This is a genomic window from Streptomyces sp. NPDC103540 (genome assembly GCF_055584445.1).
The window spans coordinates 86,103-100,631 of sequence record NZ_JBVJMA010000006.1 but is presented as its reverse complement, the minus strand read 5'-3'; the positions used below and the strand labels follow the sequence as shown (position 1 = coordinate 100,631).

Here is a 14,529-nt window from a genome sequence, read left to right as displayed (position 1 = left end):
CGGGGGAAGGGGGTTCGGCGGTTCAGCCCAGGAGGGAGCGGCCGATGATCTCCTTCATGATCTCGGTCGTGCCGCCGTAGATGGTCTGGATCCGGCCGTCGACGAAGGCCCGGGCGACCCGGTACTCGCTCATGTACCCGTACCCGCCGTGCAGTTGCAGGCAGCGGTCGGCGACGCGCTTTTGGAGTTCGGTGGCCCACCACTTGGCCATCGAGGCGTGGACGTGGTCGAGTTCGCCGTTGGAGTGGTCGGTGATGCAGCGGTCCAGGAAAGTGCGGGTGACCGCGCACTCGGTCGCCATCTCGGCGATCTCGAAGCGGACGTGCTGGAGCCTGGACAGCGGCCGGCCGAAGGCCTCGCGTTCCTTCACGTAGGTGGTGGTGATCTCCAGCAGGTGTTCGGCGGCGGCGATGGCGGCCATCGCGATGCCCATGCGCTCCTGCGCGAGGTTGGTCATGAGGTGCACGAACGCGCCGTTGAGCTCGCCGAGGAGGTTCTCCTTGGGGACGCGCACGTCCTGGAAGAACAGTTCGGCGGTGTCCTGGGCCTTCTGGCCGATCTTGTCGAGGTTGCGGCCCCGTTCGAAGCCCTCGGCGCCCCGCTCGACGACGAGCAGGGACAGGCCGTGGGCGCCGCCCTCGGGGGTGGTCCGGGCGACGACGATCACCAGGTCGGCGAGGACCCCGTTGGAGATGAAGGTCTTGGAGCCGTTGAGCAGCCAGTGGTCCCCGCGGTCCTCGGCGGTGGTGCGGATGCCCTGGAGGTCGGAGCCGGCGCCGGGTTCGGTCATCGCGATGGCGGTGATCGTCTCGCCGGAGCAGAACCCGGGCAGCCAACGGCGCTTCTGCTCCTCGGTGGACAGCGAGGTCAGGTACGGGCCGATGATGTCGTTGTGCAGGCCGATGGCCAGGCCCGGGGCGCCCGCACGGGTGAACTCCTCGGCCAGGACGGCGGCGTAGCGGAAGTCGGGGTTGCCCCCGCCGCCGTACTCCTCCGGTACGGCCAGGCCCAGCAGCCCCTGACGGCCGGCGGCGAGCCAGGCGTCACGGCTGACGACGCCGTCCTTCTCCCACTGCTCGTAGTGCGGCAGCACCTCCTTGTTCAGGAAGGTGCGGACGGTCTCGCGGAACGCCTCGTGGTCGGCGTCGTAGATCCTGCGCTGCATCGTGCGTCTCCCCCGTGTCCTACAGCCAGCTCTTGACGGTTTCGATCAGCCGGGCCGGCTCGGGGCCGACGGGCGTCACGTTGAGCATGGTGACGCCGGCCTCCCGGAAGGCCTCGACGCGCTCGCGCACGTACCCCTCGGGCCCGCACAGGGTCATCAGCTCGCAGAACTCGTCCGGGACGGCCGCCGCCGCGTCGCGCTTGCGGCCGGAGAGGTAGAGCTCCTGGATCCTGCGGGCCGCCTCCCCGTAGCCGTAGGCGACGGCGAGGTCGTTGTAGAAGTTCTTGCCGGGCGCGCCCATGCCGCCGACGTACAGGGCGATCTGCGGGCGCGCGAGGTCGCGCGCGGCGGCCGCGTCCTCGCCGATGGCGAGCAGGCCGCCCGCGACGGTGTCCAGCGGCCCCAGCGCGGGGTCCCGCTTCGCGGTGCCCGCGGCGAGGGCGTCGCCCCATACGGCGGACGCCTTCGCGGGCAGGAAGAGGGTGGGCAGCCAGCCGTCGGCGATCTCGGCGGTCAGCGCCACGTTGGCGGGGCCGAGGGAGGCGATGTGGATGGGGATCCGGTCGCGGACGGGGCGGGTGAGGATCTTCAGCGGCCTGCCGTGCCGGCCGCCCTTCTCCGCGGGCAGCGGCATGTCGGTGATGCCGTGGTGCTCGACGGTCTCGCGGCGCCAGATCCGCCGGCAGAGCTCGACGGTCTCGCGGGTGCGGCCCAGCGGCCTGTCGTACGGCTTCCCGTGCCAGCCCTCGACGACCTGCGGGCCGGAGGCCCCGAGCCCGAGCACGGCCCGGCCGCCGGAGATCGCGTCGAGGCCGGCGGCGGTCTGGGCGATGAGGGCGGGGGTGCGGGAGTAGACGTTGAGGATGGCCGAGCCGATCTTCATCCGCTCGGTGCGGGCGGCCAGGTAGCCCATGATCGTCGGGGAGTCGAAGCCCCAGGCCTCGGCGACCCAGACGGCGTCGAGACCGGCCGCCTCCAGCGCGGCGGCCTCGTCCGCGGCCTTGCGGGGGTCGCCCGCGTAGTCGAGCAGCATGGACAGTTCCATCAGGCGCCCTTCCCGGTGGTCAGGCCCGGTACGTCCCAGTCGCGGGCCACGGATGCGGTGTCGGCCCCCGGGCGGGCCGGGCCGCCGGTGACGGCGGTCGGGGTGGCGGAGAAGCGGGGCGCCGGGGCCGGTTGGGTGATGCCGCCGAAGTCGGTGAAGGTGGCGCGGGCCGCGAGGTGGGGGTGGTGCGGGGCCTCGCCCAGGGACAGCACGGGGGCGACGCAGGCGTCGCTGCCCTCGAAGACCGCCGTCCACTCGTCGCGGGTGCGGGTGCGAAAGCGCGCGGCGACGGTGGCGCGCAGTTCGCCCCAGCGGGCCAGGTCCTTGCGGGCGGGGGCCTCGGCCTCGATGCCGAGGAGCCGCACGAAGGTGTCGTAGAACTGTTGCTCCAGCGCGCCGACGGCCATGTACCCGCCGTCGGAGGTCTCGTAGGTGCCGTAGAAGGGGCAGCCGCCGTCGAGGAGGTTGGCGCCGCGGCGGTCCTGCCAGCCGCCGGCCGCGACCATGCCGTGGATCATGGCGGTGAGGTGGGCGGTGCCGTCGACGATCGCGGCGTCCACGACCTGGCCCGTCCCGTCGGGGGTGTGGGCGTGCCGCAGCGCGGCGAGGACGCCGATGACGAGGTAGAGGGAGCCGCCCGCGTAGTCCCCGACCAGGTTGGCCGGGACGGCCGGCGGCCCGTCGGCGTCGCCGATCATGCCCAGCGCGCCGGTGACGGCGATGTACGCGATGTCGTGCCCGGCGGTCCGCGCGAGCGGGCCCTCCTGGCCCCAGCCGGTCATCCGGCCGTAGACCAGGCGCGGATTGCGGGCGTGGCAGACGGCGGGCCCGACGCCGAGCCGCTCGGCGACGCCCGGACGGAACCCCTCGATCAGCACGTCGGCCCGCTCGACGAGGTCGAGGACCAGGCCGGGGCCCTCGGGCGACTTGAGGTCGACGAGCACCGAGCGCTTGTGGCGGTTGGTGACGTCGTAGGCCGGGTCGATCGCGAGGCCGCCGGGGCCGGGACGGTCGACGCGCACGACGTCCGCGCCGAGGTCGGCGAGGAGCATCGCGGCGAACGGGCCGGGCCCGATGCCCGCCAGCTCGACGACGCGCACTCCCGCGAGCGGACCGCGGCCCGCAGGCCGTCCGTTCCCTGTCACTGCCATCGAGCCCCCAGCGCCCTGGTGCGAGTGTGTGACACAACTGATGTAACACCAGGGATGCTAGGAACGTGTTCCGATCGGCACAAGAGCGGAACCGCGGCTCTTTGGCCGGACCGCGCCCGCTACGCCTCGGATGCGGGGCGGGCGTCGAGGACCGACGGGCGGGCGTCGAGGACCTTCAGGTGCCTCTTGAGCGCCACGGTCCGGTAGCTCTCCTCCACCCACTCGCACAGCACCTCCGCCGACGGCGCCCCCTTCTCCCCCAGCGGGACCGACACCCACCCCGCCCGGCCCAGCCCGTAACCGGTGGGCTCGGCGCCGGGGGCGGTCATGGCGTGCCCGTGCAGCGCCTCGTCCTTGAGCTTGACCGACAGGCCCGGCGGCCGGGGTCCGTCCGTGTTCCCCAGGAAGACGAAGATCTTCTTGTTCACCTTCACCACGCAGTCCTCGGGACCCCAGGGGAACTCCTCGACCGCCTCCGGCAGCCCCAGGGCGAACTCGCGCACCGTCTCCCACTTGCGCACCGCAGCCTTCACCGACGCCTCCCACTTACCGCAGGTCACACCTGATCGCACAGACCGTCGGGTCCCACGCTAACGTCAGCCCCCGACACCAGCTGGGAGGAGCGGTCCATGAACGATCACGTCCGCGACCACGGTCCCGAACGGGCCCACGACGTCGTACTCTTCGGCGCCACCGGATTCGTCGGCGCCCTCACCGCCGAGTACCTCGCCGCACACGCGCCGGCCGGCTGCCGGTGGGCACTGGCAGGGCGCGAACTCGCCCGTCTCGAAGCACTGCGCGAGCGGCTCGCGGGCCTGAACCCGGCCTGCGCCGGGCTGCCGCTGCTGCGCGCCGACGCCGGCGACGCCAGGGCGATGCGCGAACTCGCCGCCTCGACCAGGGTGCTGGCCACCACGGTCGGCCCGTACGTCTGGTACGGGGAGGAGATCGTGGCCGCCTGCGCCGGGGCGGGCACCGACTACGTGGACCTCACCGGCGAGCCGGAGTTCGTCGACCGGACGTACGTCGCGCACGACGCGCGCGCCCGCGAGACGGGGGCCCGACTCGTGCACGCCTGCGGCTTCGACTCGATCCCGGCCGACCTCGGGGCGTACTTCACGGTCAACCGGCTGCCCGCCGGGGTGCCGCTGCGCGTGGACGGGTTCATGCGCTCCTCCGCGCTGGCCTCCGGCGGCACCCTGGCCTCCGCCCTCACCGCGATGGGCCGGGGCCCGCAGACCCTTTCGGCCGCGCGGGCCCGCCGGCTGCACGAGCCCCGGCTGCTCGGACGTCGTGTACGGGGACCCGTGGGCGCCCCGCGGTTCAGCCGGGAGACCGGCACCTGGGCGCTGCCGCTGCCCTCGCTGGACCCCCGGGTCGTGACCCGGTCGGCGGCGGCGCTGGAGCGCTACGGGCCCGACTTCCGCTACCGGCACTACGCCTCGGTGCGGCACCTGCCGGTCGCCGTGGGCGGGAGCGCCGCCGTGGGCGCGGTGGCGGCCCTCGCCCAGGTCCCGCCGGCCCGGCGGTGGCTGATGGGCCGTTGGGAGTCGGGGCGGGGCCCGGACGCGGAGCGCCGCGCGCGCAGCTGGTTCACGGTCCGCTTCGTCGGCGAGGGCGGGGGCCGCCGCGTGTTCACCGAGGTCTCGGGCGGGGACCCGGGCTACGGGGAGACGGCGAAGATGCTGGCCGAGTCCGCGCTGTGCCTGGCCCACGACGCCCTGCCGGAGCGCGCCGGACAGCTGACGACCGCCGTGGCGATGGGCGACGCCCTGCTGGACCGGCTCCAGAAGGCGGGCATCCGCTTCCGGGTGGCCGACGAGCGCTGACCCGCCGCGGAGCGGCCCGGGCACGCGGCGGCCCGGGCACGCCGCTCGGGCGCGCGGCTCGGGCCGCCCGGGGTCAGGAGGCCTCGCGCAGGGCGCGCCGGCACAGCGAGTCGGCGTGCCGCGTGGTCTCGGGGAGCCGGAAGCGCGGGCTCAGCGCGAGGGCGTGGGCGCAGGCGTTGTCCAGCGAGACGCGGTGCCCGACGGAGACGTAGACCGGCTTGACGCCGCGCCGCGTGCGCAGGGCCCGTCCGACCTCGGCGCCGTCGGGCGCCAGGAGCGGCGCGGCGGCGCCGCGGGCGCCGGCGGGTTCCTCATAGGTGAAGGTGAAGGGGTTCTTCGCGACGCCCATGCTCGGCAGGCCGGTGACCACGCCGAGGTGGCAGGCGAGCCCGAAGCGGCGCGGGTGGGCGAGACCGTAGCCGTCGCAGACGACGAGGTCGGGGGTGACGGCCAGGGCGTCGAGCGCGTCGAGCAGGGTGGGCAGCTCGCGGAAGGCCAACAGGCCGGGTACGTAGGGGAAGCTGACGGGGCCGACGGCCGTCGACTCGGCGACGACCTCCAGCGTGGCGGCGTCCAGGACCACGACGGCGGCGGCCACGAGGTCGCGGTCGTCGTCGTAGGCCACGTCCACCCCCGCGACGAGCCCCCGCCCCGGCGGGGGGCCCGGCTCGTCGAGCACCAGGCTCTCGCGCAGTCGGTCCTGTATCGCCCGGGCCTCGGTCTCGTCCGTCGGGGGCTTCGCACTCGTCATGGGAAGCGAGAGTAGCCTGGCGATCATGTTCATCATGGAACTCACCTACACCGCACCGATCGAGGCCGTCGAGGAACACATGGACGCGCACCTCGCGTGGCTGGACGGGTACTACGCGAGCGGCGTCTTCCTCGCCTCGGGCCGCAAGGTGCCGCGGGAGGGCGGCGTGATCGTGGCCGCCGGTCGTTCGCGGGCGGAGATCGAGCGGATCGCGGCCGGGGACCCCTTCGCGGTCGCGGGCGTCTGTGCCTACCGGATCACCGAGTTCATCGCCACGAAGACCTCGGCGGACCTGGCCCCGGTCCGCGAGAACCCGCCTGCCTGACCGTACGGCCACGGCCGCAGCCCCGCCAGGAGACCGATCGTGCGACCCCGTACCGCCGACCCCGCCGACATACCCGAACTGATCCGCCTGCGTGCCGTGGCGCTCGCCTCGCTCGGCACCGATCCCGGCCCGGCCGACGCCCCCTGGCGGGTCGTCGCCGACGGCTGGTTCCGCGAGCGCCTGACCGGCCGCGCCGACGTGCGCTGCCTGGTCGTCGGCGGCGCCCCCGGGGAACCGCTGCTCGCCACCGGCATGGCCTGGGTGACGTACCACCTGCCGAACCCCCTGCGCCCCGACGGCCGTCGGGGCTACCTCGACGCCATCGTCACCGACGAGGCGGCCCGCGGCCGGGGCCACGGGCGCCGGATCGTCGAGGGGCTCGTGGCCTGGCTGGAGGGGATCGGCGTCGGGCACGTGCAGCTGCACGCGAGCGCCGACGGCGAACCCGTCTACCGCGCCGCCGGGTTCACCGCCGGCCGCTACCCGGGCATGGACCTGTTCCTCACGCCGGGGAGCGGGCGGGCGGCCGGTGCGGAGCCCGTGCCCGACGCGGCGCCGGATACGGCGAGCGCGCCGGGGAGCTCGCCGCCGGCCTGATCAGCGTCGTTCCAGCCGGGCCACCCGGCCCTTCTCCCCCGCCGCCCAGCAGGCCCCGTCGTCCGCGCAGTCGACGGTGTCGAAGGAACCGCCGTCCAGAGCACGCCAGGTGCGACCGGCGTCGGTGGTCACGTCGGTGCCGGTCGGGCCGACCGCCAGGGCCGTCGAGCGCCCGTACGGGTACCAGGCGACGCCCGACCGGTACGCGGGCGGCGGCGTCGTCGCCCCGCCCCAACTCCGGCCCCCGTCGAGGGAACGGGCGGCGGCGCGCGGCGAGGCCTCGCCGGTGCGGTAGTCCCCGCCGACCGCCAGACCCGTCGTACGGTCGCGGAAGGCCAGCGCGAACACGCCGCGCGCCGGGTCCCCGGCCGGGAGGGTGGAGTCGGCCGCCCTCCAGGTCAGGCCGCGATCGGACGAGTGCAGGACGCGGGCGACCGGTCCGCCGCCGGTGGCGAGCCGGACATCGCGCGGGCCGGCGGTGACCAGGCACTGGCCGCTCGCCGCGAAACCGGCCTCCCCGGGCAGGGCCTGCGGCATGCCCGCGTCCGGCAACACCCGCCAGGCGCGCCCGCCGTCGTCCGTCGCCAGGATCCGGAAGCGACCGTCGACCGGGTCGCTCATCGCCAGCCCGTGCCGGGAGTCGAAGAAGGTCAGGCAGTCGTAGAAGGCCCGCGGGTCGGGGTTGCGGAAGGTCTCGGTCCAGGTGGCCCCGCCGTCCTCGGTGCGCAGGATCCGGGAGGCCTCGCCCTCGCCGATGGACAGGGCGACCGCCCGCCGGGCGTCGAAGGCCTCGATGTCGCGCAGTTCCAGCGCCTCGGCCACGGCCCCGGGCGGCGAGACGTCCCGCCAGGAGCGGCCCCCGTCGGTGGTGCGCAGCACCGTCCCCTTGGAGCCGGCGACCCAGGCCGTCGTCCGGTCGATCGCGGCCAACCCCCGGAAGCGGGAGTCCTTCCCGGTGGTCTTCACCGCCCAGCCGGCCCCGCGGGACGCGAGCGCGTCGGACGCCGCGTCAGGCGCCGCGTCGGGCGCGCTCCCTGTCGGGGTGGCCGTCGGGATCGGGGTCGGGGGCGGGGTCGCCGCCGAGGCGGATCCCACCGGCACCACCGCGCACAGCAGCGCCACGCACATGCCCATCACCGGAAGTCTCATGGCGCCGGAAGCTAACGCACGCCCCCGCCCCCGTCCAGGGTGCGGTTCCGGCCCTTCCCGGGCCCTCGTACGGTCGCCCCTCGGCCACCCCCTCCCGCGCACGCGACGGAACGTGACCGTCGGGGGCGGTAGGGCCGAACGGGGGAGGAATGCGGTGCCTTGGGCCTGCCGAGTGAGCGTGAACCGGCCTTGTTTCGCTCGCCGCGCGGCCCCCCGGGCCCGGGTCTTCCCTTGCGCCGCGCACCCCGTACGGTCACTCTGTGCGATCAGACGGATGACATCAGGCCAATCGGTGACACAGCTCACGTCATCGGCCATGCACGGATTTGCCGATTCCGGCGTCTATCCGGTTGCCCGGGTTCCACCCCACAGCCCGGCAGCAGATCCGCCGCAAGGGAGCGCGCCTTGATCACTGTCATCGAGCAGGCCGTACAGGCCCGACTGGTCGCCACCGCACCGAAGGTCGAGACCGTGCCCGTCACCCTCTGCTACGACCGTGCGGACCCCTTCGCCGTCCGCATGGCCTTCCCCGCCCTGGCCACCCTGGAGGGCGTCGAGGTGTCGTGGACCTTCGCCCGCGAGCTGCTGATGTCGGGCATCCGCAACCCGGCCGGCTGTGGTGACGTGCGCGTCCGCCCCTACGACGGGGACCGGACGTCGATCGAGTTCCACGCCCCCGAGGGGGTGGCGATCGTGCTGATGACCACCGCCGAACTCCAACGCTTCCTGGAGCGGGCCGCCGAGATCGTGGTCCCCGGAACGGAGCACCTGTACCTCGACCTGGACCACGGCCTGGCCGAGCTGATGCGCGGTCCGCACTGAGCCCCCGCCGCGCCGCGCGCGCCCGTCACGGTAATTCGTTTGCGGGCGGCTCCGGCCGCCCGTAGTTTCGATGACGCCCCATCGCCGTCGAAACGGAGCAGGACGTTGCTCTTCTGAGGTCCGAGACACCGACCACCACCCCTTTCCCGTGACAGTCGGCTGTCTCCCCGCGTTGCACGCACCCCTTACGCAACCTGGAGGCCTCCATGAGTCATGCCCCTGTTTTCGTCACCTGCTCCGCCCTGTCCTTCGACTGGCCCGACGGCACTCCCGTCTTCGAGGACTTCGACCTGACCGTCGGTCCCGGCCGGACCGGCCTGATCGGGCTCAACGGCTGTGGCAAGTCGACCCTGTTGAAACTGCTGGCCGGTGAACTGGCCGCGACGGACGGACAGGTGTCCGTGGCGGGCACCATCGGCTACCTGCCGCAGACCGTCACCTTCGACACCTCCCTGCGCGTCGACGAGGCGCTCGACATCCGGGCCACCCGCGACGCCCTGCACGCCATCGAGGCGGGCGAGGCCACCGAGGCCAACTTCGCCGCCGTGGGCGACGACTGGGACGTCGAGGAGCGGGCCCGGGCCACGCTGGACCAGCTCGGTCTGACCGGCATCGGGCTGGACCGCACCGTCGGCGAGCTGTCGGGCGGCGAGTGCGTCCTGCTGCGACTGGCGGCCCTGCTGCTCGCCCGCCCGGACGTGCTCCTGCTCGACGAGCCCACCAACAACCTGGACCTGCGGGCCCGCCGACGCCTGTACGCGGCGGTGGAGTCCTGGTCCGGGGTGATGGTCCTGGTCAGCCACGACCGGGAGCTGCTGGACCGGGTCGACCAGATCGCCGACCTGCGCGACGGCGAAGTCCGCTGGTACGGAGGCAACTTCACCCGCTACGAGGAGCTGCTCGCCGCCGAGCAGGAGTCCGCCGAGCGGATGGTGCGGGTGGCCGAAGCCGACGTACAACGCCAGAAGCGCGAACTGGCGGAAGCCCAGGTGAAGTTGGCCCGCCGCAAGCGGTACGGGCAGAAGATGTTCGAGAACAAGCGCGAGCCGAAGATCGTGATGGGTGCCCGCAAGCGGTCCGCCCAGGAGTCGGCGGGCAAGCACCGCATCATGCACGCCGGGAAGCTCGCGGACGCCCGCGAGCGGCTGGACCAGGCGGTGGAGGCGGTCCGCGACGACGACGCGATCCGGATCGAGCTGCCGGCCACGCAGGTCCCTCCCGGTCGCCGGGTCCTGACCCTGAGCGACGTGCGGCTGCCCCACGGGGCGCGGGTGGCGGGCGAGTGGGAACTGCGCGGCCCGGAGCGGATCGCCCTGGTCGGCGGGAACGGCTCGGGCAAGACGACGCTGCTGCGGACGATCGCCGGGACGCTCGCCCCGGAGTCCGGGGAGGTGCTGACGCACGTGCCGACGCGCTTCCTGCCCCAGCGGATCGACGTCCTCGACGACGCGCTCTCGGTCGCGCAGAACGTGGCGCGGTTCGCCCCGCACGCCACGGTCAACCAGATCCGGGCGCGACTCGCGCACTTCCTGTTCCGCGGCGCCCGCGCCGACCGGGCCGCCGGCACCCTGTCGGGCGGCGAACGGTTCCGGGCCGCGCTCGCGGCCCTGCTCCTGGCCGAGCCGGCTCCCCAGCTGCTGATGCTGGACGAACCGACGAACAACCTGGACCTGGCGAGCGTGCGGCAGCTCACCGACGCCCTGGAGTCGTACGAGGGCGCGCTGCTGGTCGTCAGCCACGACGTGCCGTTCCTGGAGTCGATCGGCATCACGCGCTGGCTCGTGCTCGACGGCGAGCTGCGGGCCACCACGGCCGAGGAGGTCCGCGACTCCCGCTGGTAGCGGCGGGGGACGTGCCGACGGCCGGGACCGGATGCCGGTTCCGGCCGTCAAGGCGGGGTCGCGGGCCACCTTCCGGCGTGATTCTTGGCCCCCCTCGCCCCTTCAGCGACCCCTCGAACTGCATGGATAACGGGATGTAACCGGGCATAGGCATGGCCGGGGCTTGGCTGGCCTTGATGTCGCGCTTAACCTACGACTCCGTAGGCTACGGAACCGTAGGTAATTCGCTTTGTCCCCAGGAGCACCCGTGACGATCACCTCTCCCCACCTCGGCAGCTCGGAGGCGTGGACCGACGCCAAGCTGCTGTTCGCGCTGGAAGAGGTGGTCGAGAAGGAACTCAACCGCCATCTGAAGGTCACCAAGGACTGGATGCCGCACGAGTACGTCCCGTGGAGCGACGGCCGCAACTTCCCCGGTTTCTTCGAGGACGGCGAGGCCTGGGACCCCTCGCAGTCCAAGGTCACGGACATCGGCAAGATCGCGCTCGTGGTCAACCTGCTGACCGAGGACAACCTCCCGAGCTACCACCACGAGATCGCGACCCTCTTCGGGCGCAACGGCGCCTGGGGCACCTGGGTGCACCGCTGGACGGCCGAGGAGGGCCGCCACGGCATCGTGATGCGCGACTACCTGCTGGCCTCGCGCGCCGTGGACCCGGACAAGCTGGAAGCGTTCCGGATGCAGCACATGTCGGAGGGCTTCGAGTCCGACAACAGCCACTCGATGCTGCACTCGGTGGCCTACGTCGCCTTCCAGGAGCTCGCGACCCGCATCTCGCACCGCAACACCGGCCACCAGTCCGGTGACCCGGTCTGCGACCGGATGCTGGCCCGTATCGCGCAGGACGAGAACCTGCACATGATCTTCTACCGCAACCTGCTGGGCGCGGCCTTCGAGATCGCCCCGGACCTGACGATGCAGGCCGTGCGCGACGTGGTCGTCAACTTCCGGATGCCCGGCCACGGCATGCCCGGCTTCGAGCGGATGGCCGCGCAGATGGCGATCGGCGGGGTCTACAACCTGCGGATCCACCACGACGACGTGCTGAGCCCCGTGATCCGCTTCCTGAAGATCATGAGCATCGACGGTCTGGGCCCCGAGGGGCAGAAGGCCCAGGAGGAGCTCGGTCTGTTCATGGACGGCCTGGACTCCGAGGCGCGCAAGTTCGACGAGCGCCTCGCGGCCCGCGCCGCCCGCCTCGCCGCCCGCAAGGGCTGACCTCCCGCACGACGCGCCCCCGCACGACGCGCCCCCGCAGGCCCCGCCCGCGCACGACGCGCCCCCGCACGGCAGCCACCGCCCCCGGCCGAGCACCGCTCCGCCGGGGGTGCGCCCGTCAGCGGCCCCCGGCCGGTCGCAGGGCCCGGCGCTCGGACTCCGAGAGCCCTCCCCACACGCCGAAGCGCTCGTCGTTCGCCAGCGCGTACTCCAGGCAGGCCGCCCGCCCCTCGCACGCCCCGCACAGCCGCTTCGCGTCCGTGAGCGAGGAGCCCGGCTCCGGGAAGAAGAACCCCGGGCCCGTCTGCGCGCACAGGGCGAGGTCGTACCAGGCGGGGGTGGTCGTGGTGGTGGTGTTCATCGACATGCGCCGATCGTGGCCGCCCGAGATGGACGTCCGATCAACGCCTGATCAACACCGCCCGCCGGCGGTTGCCGGCAGCCCTTCTCTCCTCGCTCACTCCTCGTGCTTCGCACGGCTCGGCTGCACCCGCTTGGGCTCGCCCGGCATCTTCGGGTAGTCGGGCGGATACGGCATGTCGCCCAGGCCGTGCTCGTGCTCGTCGCGGTCGGCCAGTTCCAGCACCGCCTCCAGGCCGAAGGCGTGCTCGTCCATGTCGGCGTGCAGATCGCCCAGCTCGGCGAAGCGCGCCGGCATCGTCACGATGTCGAAGTCGCGCGGCTCCGCGTCATCCACCTCCTCCCACCGCAGCGGGGCGGACACGGGGGCGTGCGGGCGCGGCCGGACGGAGTACGCCGAGGCGATGGTCCGGTCCCGGGCGGTCTGGTTGTAGTCGACGAAGATCCGCTCACCGCGCTCCTCCTTCCACCAGGCCGTGGTGACCTTCCCGGGCATGCGCCGCTCCAGCTCCCGGCCCAGGGCGATCGCGCACCGGCGCACCTCCGTGAAGGTCCAGCGCGGCGCGATCGGCACGAACACGTGCAGGCCCCTGCCCCCCGAGGTCTTCGGCCAGCCCCGCAGACCCAGCTCCTCCAGCAGGGCGCGCAGCTCGTGGGCGGCGGCCACCGCGTGGTGGTAGTCGGTGCCCGGCTGCGGGTCCAGGTCGATGCGCAGCTCGTCGGGGCGGTCGGTGTCCCCGCGCCGTACCGGCCACGGGTGGAAGGTGAGGCAGCCCAGGTTGGCGGCCCACAGGACGGCGGCCGGCTCGGTGGGACAGATCTCGTCCGCCGTGCGCCCGCTGGGGAAGGCGATGTGCGCGGTCGGGATCCAGTCGGGCAGGTTCTTGGGGGCCCGCTTCTGGAAGAAGGACTCGCCCTGCACCCCGTCGGGGAACCGCTCCAGGGTCGTGGGCCGGTCGCGCAGGGCACGGGTGATCCCTTCCGCGACGGCGAGGTAGTAGGTGGCGACGTCCCTCTTGGTGAGGCCCCGCTCGGGGAAGTACACCTTGTCCGGACTGGACAGGCGTACCTTCCGCCCGCCGGCGTCGAGCTCGATCGCAGCACCCGCAGCACCCATGTGCGCCACGGTAGGCGGGCCCGGGCGGGTGCGCACACCGGGCGCGCCCGGACGGAGCGGCGCAGAATGCCGGGTATGGACCTGCCGGTGATGCCGCCCGTCAAGCCGATGCTCGCCAAGTCCGTGGCGAAGATCCCGCCGGGGATGCAGTACGAGGCCAAGTGGGACGGCTTCCGGGCGATCGTGCACCGCGACGGTGACGAGGTCGAGATCGGCAGCCGCACCAGCAAGAGCCTGACCAGGTACTTTCCGGAGCTGGTGGACGCGCTGAGGGAGAACCTGCCGATCCGCTGCGTGATGGACGGGGAGATCGTGATCGTCCACGGCGGCCGTCTCGACTTCGACCGGCTGACCGAGCGGATCCACCCGGCCGCCTCCCGCGTGAAGCTGCTGGCCGAGAGGACCCCGGCCTCCTTCGTCGCCTTCGACCTGCTCGCCCTCGGTGACGAGGCCTTCCTCGACACCCCGCTCGGCGAGCGCCGCGCCCTGCTCGTCGACGCACTGTCCACCGCACTGCCCCCCGTCCATCTCGCGCCCGCGACCACCGACCCGGCGCTCGCGCGGGAGTGGTTCGAGCGGTTCGAGGGCGCCGGGCTGGACGGGGTGATCGCGAAGCCCCTCGACCTCCCCTACCGGCCCGATGCCCGACTCATGTTCAAGATCAAGCACGAGCGTACGGCCGATGTCGTCGTCGCCGGTTTCCGTTTCCACAAGAGCGGTCCGATTGTCGGATCGCTCCTCCTCGGGCTGTACGACGGGCACGGCGCCCTCCAGCACGTGGGCGTCTGCGCGGCCTTCCCCATGAAGCGCCGGGCCGAGCTGGTGGAGGAGCTGGAACCCCTGCGCATGCCCGACGCCCACGGCCACCCCTGGGCCGCCTGGACCGAGGAGTCCGCGCACGAGGGCGCCCGACTCCCGGGCGCGCAGAGCCGCTGGACGGGCAAGAAGGACCTGTCCTGGGTGCCCCTGCGCCCCGAGCGGGTCTGCGAGGTGCGCTACGACCACATGGAGGGCGACCGCTTCCGCCACACGGCCCGGTTCGCCCGCTGGCGCCCCGACCGCACCCCCGAGACCTGCACCTACGACCAGCTGGAGGAAGTGGTGGGCTACGACCTGGCCGAGGTCCTCGGCCCGTCGGAACCCCGATGACGCCCACCG

At 73.3% G+C, this 14,529-nt stretch carries 15 protein-coding genes; 7 read left to right on the top strand and 8 right to left on the bottom strand.

Annotated features, from left to right (window positions below; all coding sequences use genetic code 11):
* Nucleotides 1-22 precede the first annotated feature (22 nt).
* The 4 genes from ACZ6ZI_RS16290 to ACZ6ZI_RS16275 form a co-directional block, all read right to left on the bottom strand.
* Nucleotides 23-1,165: an acyl-CoA dehydrogenase family protein gene (locus tag ACZ6ZI_RS16290; protein ID WP_469520834.1), complete on the bottom strand. Its 1,143-nt coding sequence runs from the start codon at nt 1,163-1,165 to the stop codon at nt 23-25.
* A 19-nt stretch (nt 1,166-1,184) separates the two neighbouring features.
* Nucleotides 1,185-2,210, bottom strand: coding sequence for an LLM class F420-dependent oxidoreductase (locus tag ACZ6ZI_RS16285; protein ID WP_469520831.1), 1,026 nt, complete (start codon nt 2,208-2,210; stop codon nt 1,185-1,187).
* Nucleotides 2,210-3,361: a CaiB/BaiF CoA transferase family protein gene (locus ACZ6ZI_RS16280; protein ID WP_469520828.1), complete on the bottom strand. Its 1,152-nt coding sequence runs from the start codon at nt 3,359-3,361 to the stop codon at nt 2,210-2,212. Before ACZ6ZI_RS16280 ends, ACZ6ZI_RS16285 begins: the two co-directional genes overlap by 1 nt.
* Before the next feature lie 119 nt (nt 3,362-3,480).
* Nucleotides 3,481-3,894, bottom strand: a complete 414-nt coding sequence (locus tag ACZ6ZI_RS16275) for an MmcQ/YjbR family DNA-binding protein (protein ID WP_469520825.1) — start codon at nt 3,892-3,894, stop codon at nt 3,481-3,483.
* A 96-nt stretch (nt 3,895-3,990) separates the two neighbouring features.
* Here ACZ6ZI_RS16275 and ACZ6ZI_RS16270 point away from each other — a divergent pair, with 96 nt between their 5' ends.
* Nucleotides 3,991-5,190 (top strand): saccharopine dehydrogenase family protein, encoded by a 1,200-nt coding sequence (locus tag ACZ6ZI_RS16270; protein WP_469520823.1) that lies wholly within the window; start codon nt 3,991-3,993, stop codon nt 5,188-5,190.
* Between the two features lie 73 nt (nt 5,191-5,263).
* On the opposite strand, the gene ACZ6ZI_RS16265 is transcribed toward ACZ6ZI_RS16270, so the two are convergent.
* Complete coding sequence (locus tag ACZ6ZI_RS16265) at nt 5,264-5,941, bottom strand: endonuclease V (protein ID WP_469520820.1); 678 nt, start codon at nt 5,939-5,941, stop codon at nt 5,264-5,266.
* Between the two features lie 25 nt (nt 5,942-5,966).
* Between ACZ6ZI_RS16265 and ACZ6ZI_RS16260 the strand changes: the two genes are divergently transcribed.
* Nucleotides 5,967-6,266 carry a YciI family protein gene (locus ACZ6ZI_RS16260; protein ID WP_469520817.1) on the top strand — a complete coding sequence of 100 codons (300 nt, stop codon included), beginning with the start codon at nt 5,967-5,969 and terminating at the stop codon, nt 6,264-6,266.
* A 39-nt stretch (nt 6,267-6,305) separates the two neighbouring features.
* Complete coding sequence (locus ACZ6ZI_RS16255) at nt 6,306-6,863, top strand: GNAT family N-acetyltransferase (protein ID WP_469520814.1); 558 nt, start codon at nt 6,306-6,308, stop codon at nt 6,861-6,863.
* Here the strand turns inward: ACZ6ZI_RS16255 and ACZ6ZI_RS16250 are convergent, their stop codons facing one another.
* A complete protein-coding gene (locus ACZ6ZI_RS16250) occupies nt 6,864-8,012 on the bottom strand; it encodes a WD40/YVTN/BNR-like repeat-containing protein (protein WP_469520811.1) in 1,149 nt (382 codons plus the stop codon).
* Nucleotides 8,013-8,417: 405 nt separating this feature from the next.
* Between ACZ6ZI_RS16250 and ssgD the strand changes: the two genes are divergently transcribed.
* The 3 genes from ssgD (at nt 8,418) to ACZ6ZI_RS16235 (ending at nt 11,894) form a co-directional block, all read left to right on the top strand.
* Complete coding sequence (ssgD, locus tag ACZ6ZI_RS16245) at nt 8,418-8,834, top strand: spore wall synthesis regulator SsgD (RefSeq protein ID WP_469520808.1); 417 nt, start codon at nt 8,418-8,420, stop codon at nt 8,832-8,834.
* 206 nt (nt 8,835-9,040) lie between these two features.
* The gene (locus ACZ6ZI_RS16240; RefSeq protein WP_469520805.1) at nt 9,041-10,675 is read left to right on the top strand and encodes an ABC-F family ATP-binding cassette domain-containing protein; all 1,635 of its coding nucleotides are present in this window, start codon (nt 9,041-9,043) and stop codon (nt 10,673-10,675) included.
* 247 nt (nt 10,676-10,922) lie between these two features.
* Entirely contained in the window at nt 10,923-11,894 is a 972-nt protein-coding gene (locus ACZ6ZI_RS16235; protein ID WP_363054827.1) for an acyl-ACP desaturase, read from the top strand.
* A 118-nt stretch (nt 11,895-12,012) separates the two neighbouring features.
* Here the strand turns inward: ACZ6ZI_RS16235 and ACZ6ZI_RS16230 are convergent, their stop codons facing one another.
* Nucleotides 12,013-12,261, bottom strand: a complete 249-nt coding sequence (locus ACZ6ZI_RS16230; RefSeq protein WP_363054826.1) for a WhiB family transcriptional regulator — start codon at nt 12,259-12,261, stop codon at nt 12,013-12,015.
* Nucleotides 12,262-12,351: 90 nt separating this feature from the next.
* Entirely contained in the window at nt 12,352-13,371 is a 1,020-nt protein-coding gene (gene ligD, locus ACZ6ZI_RS16225) for a non-homologous end-joining DNA ligase (RefSeq protein ID WP_469520800.1), read from the bottom strand.
* Nucleotides 13,372-13,446: 75 nt separating this feature from the next.
* Between ligD and ACZ6ZI_RS16220 the strand changes: the two genes are divergently transcribed.
* Entirely contained in the window at nt 13,447-14,520 is a 1,074-nt protein-coding gene (locus tag ACZ6ZI_RS16220; RefSeq protein WP_469520798.1) for an ATP-dependent DNA ligase, read from the top strand.
* Nucleotides 14,521-14,529 lie beyond the last annotated feature (9 nt).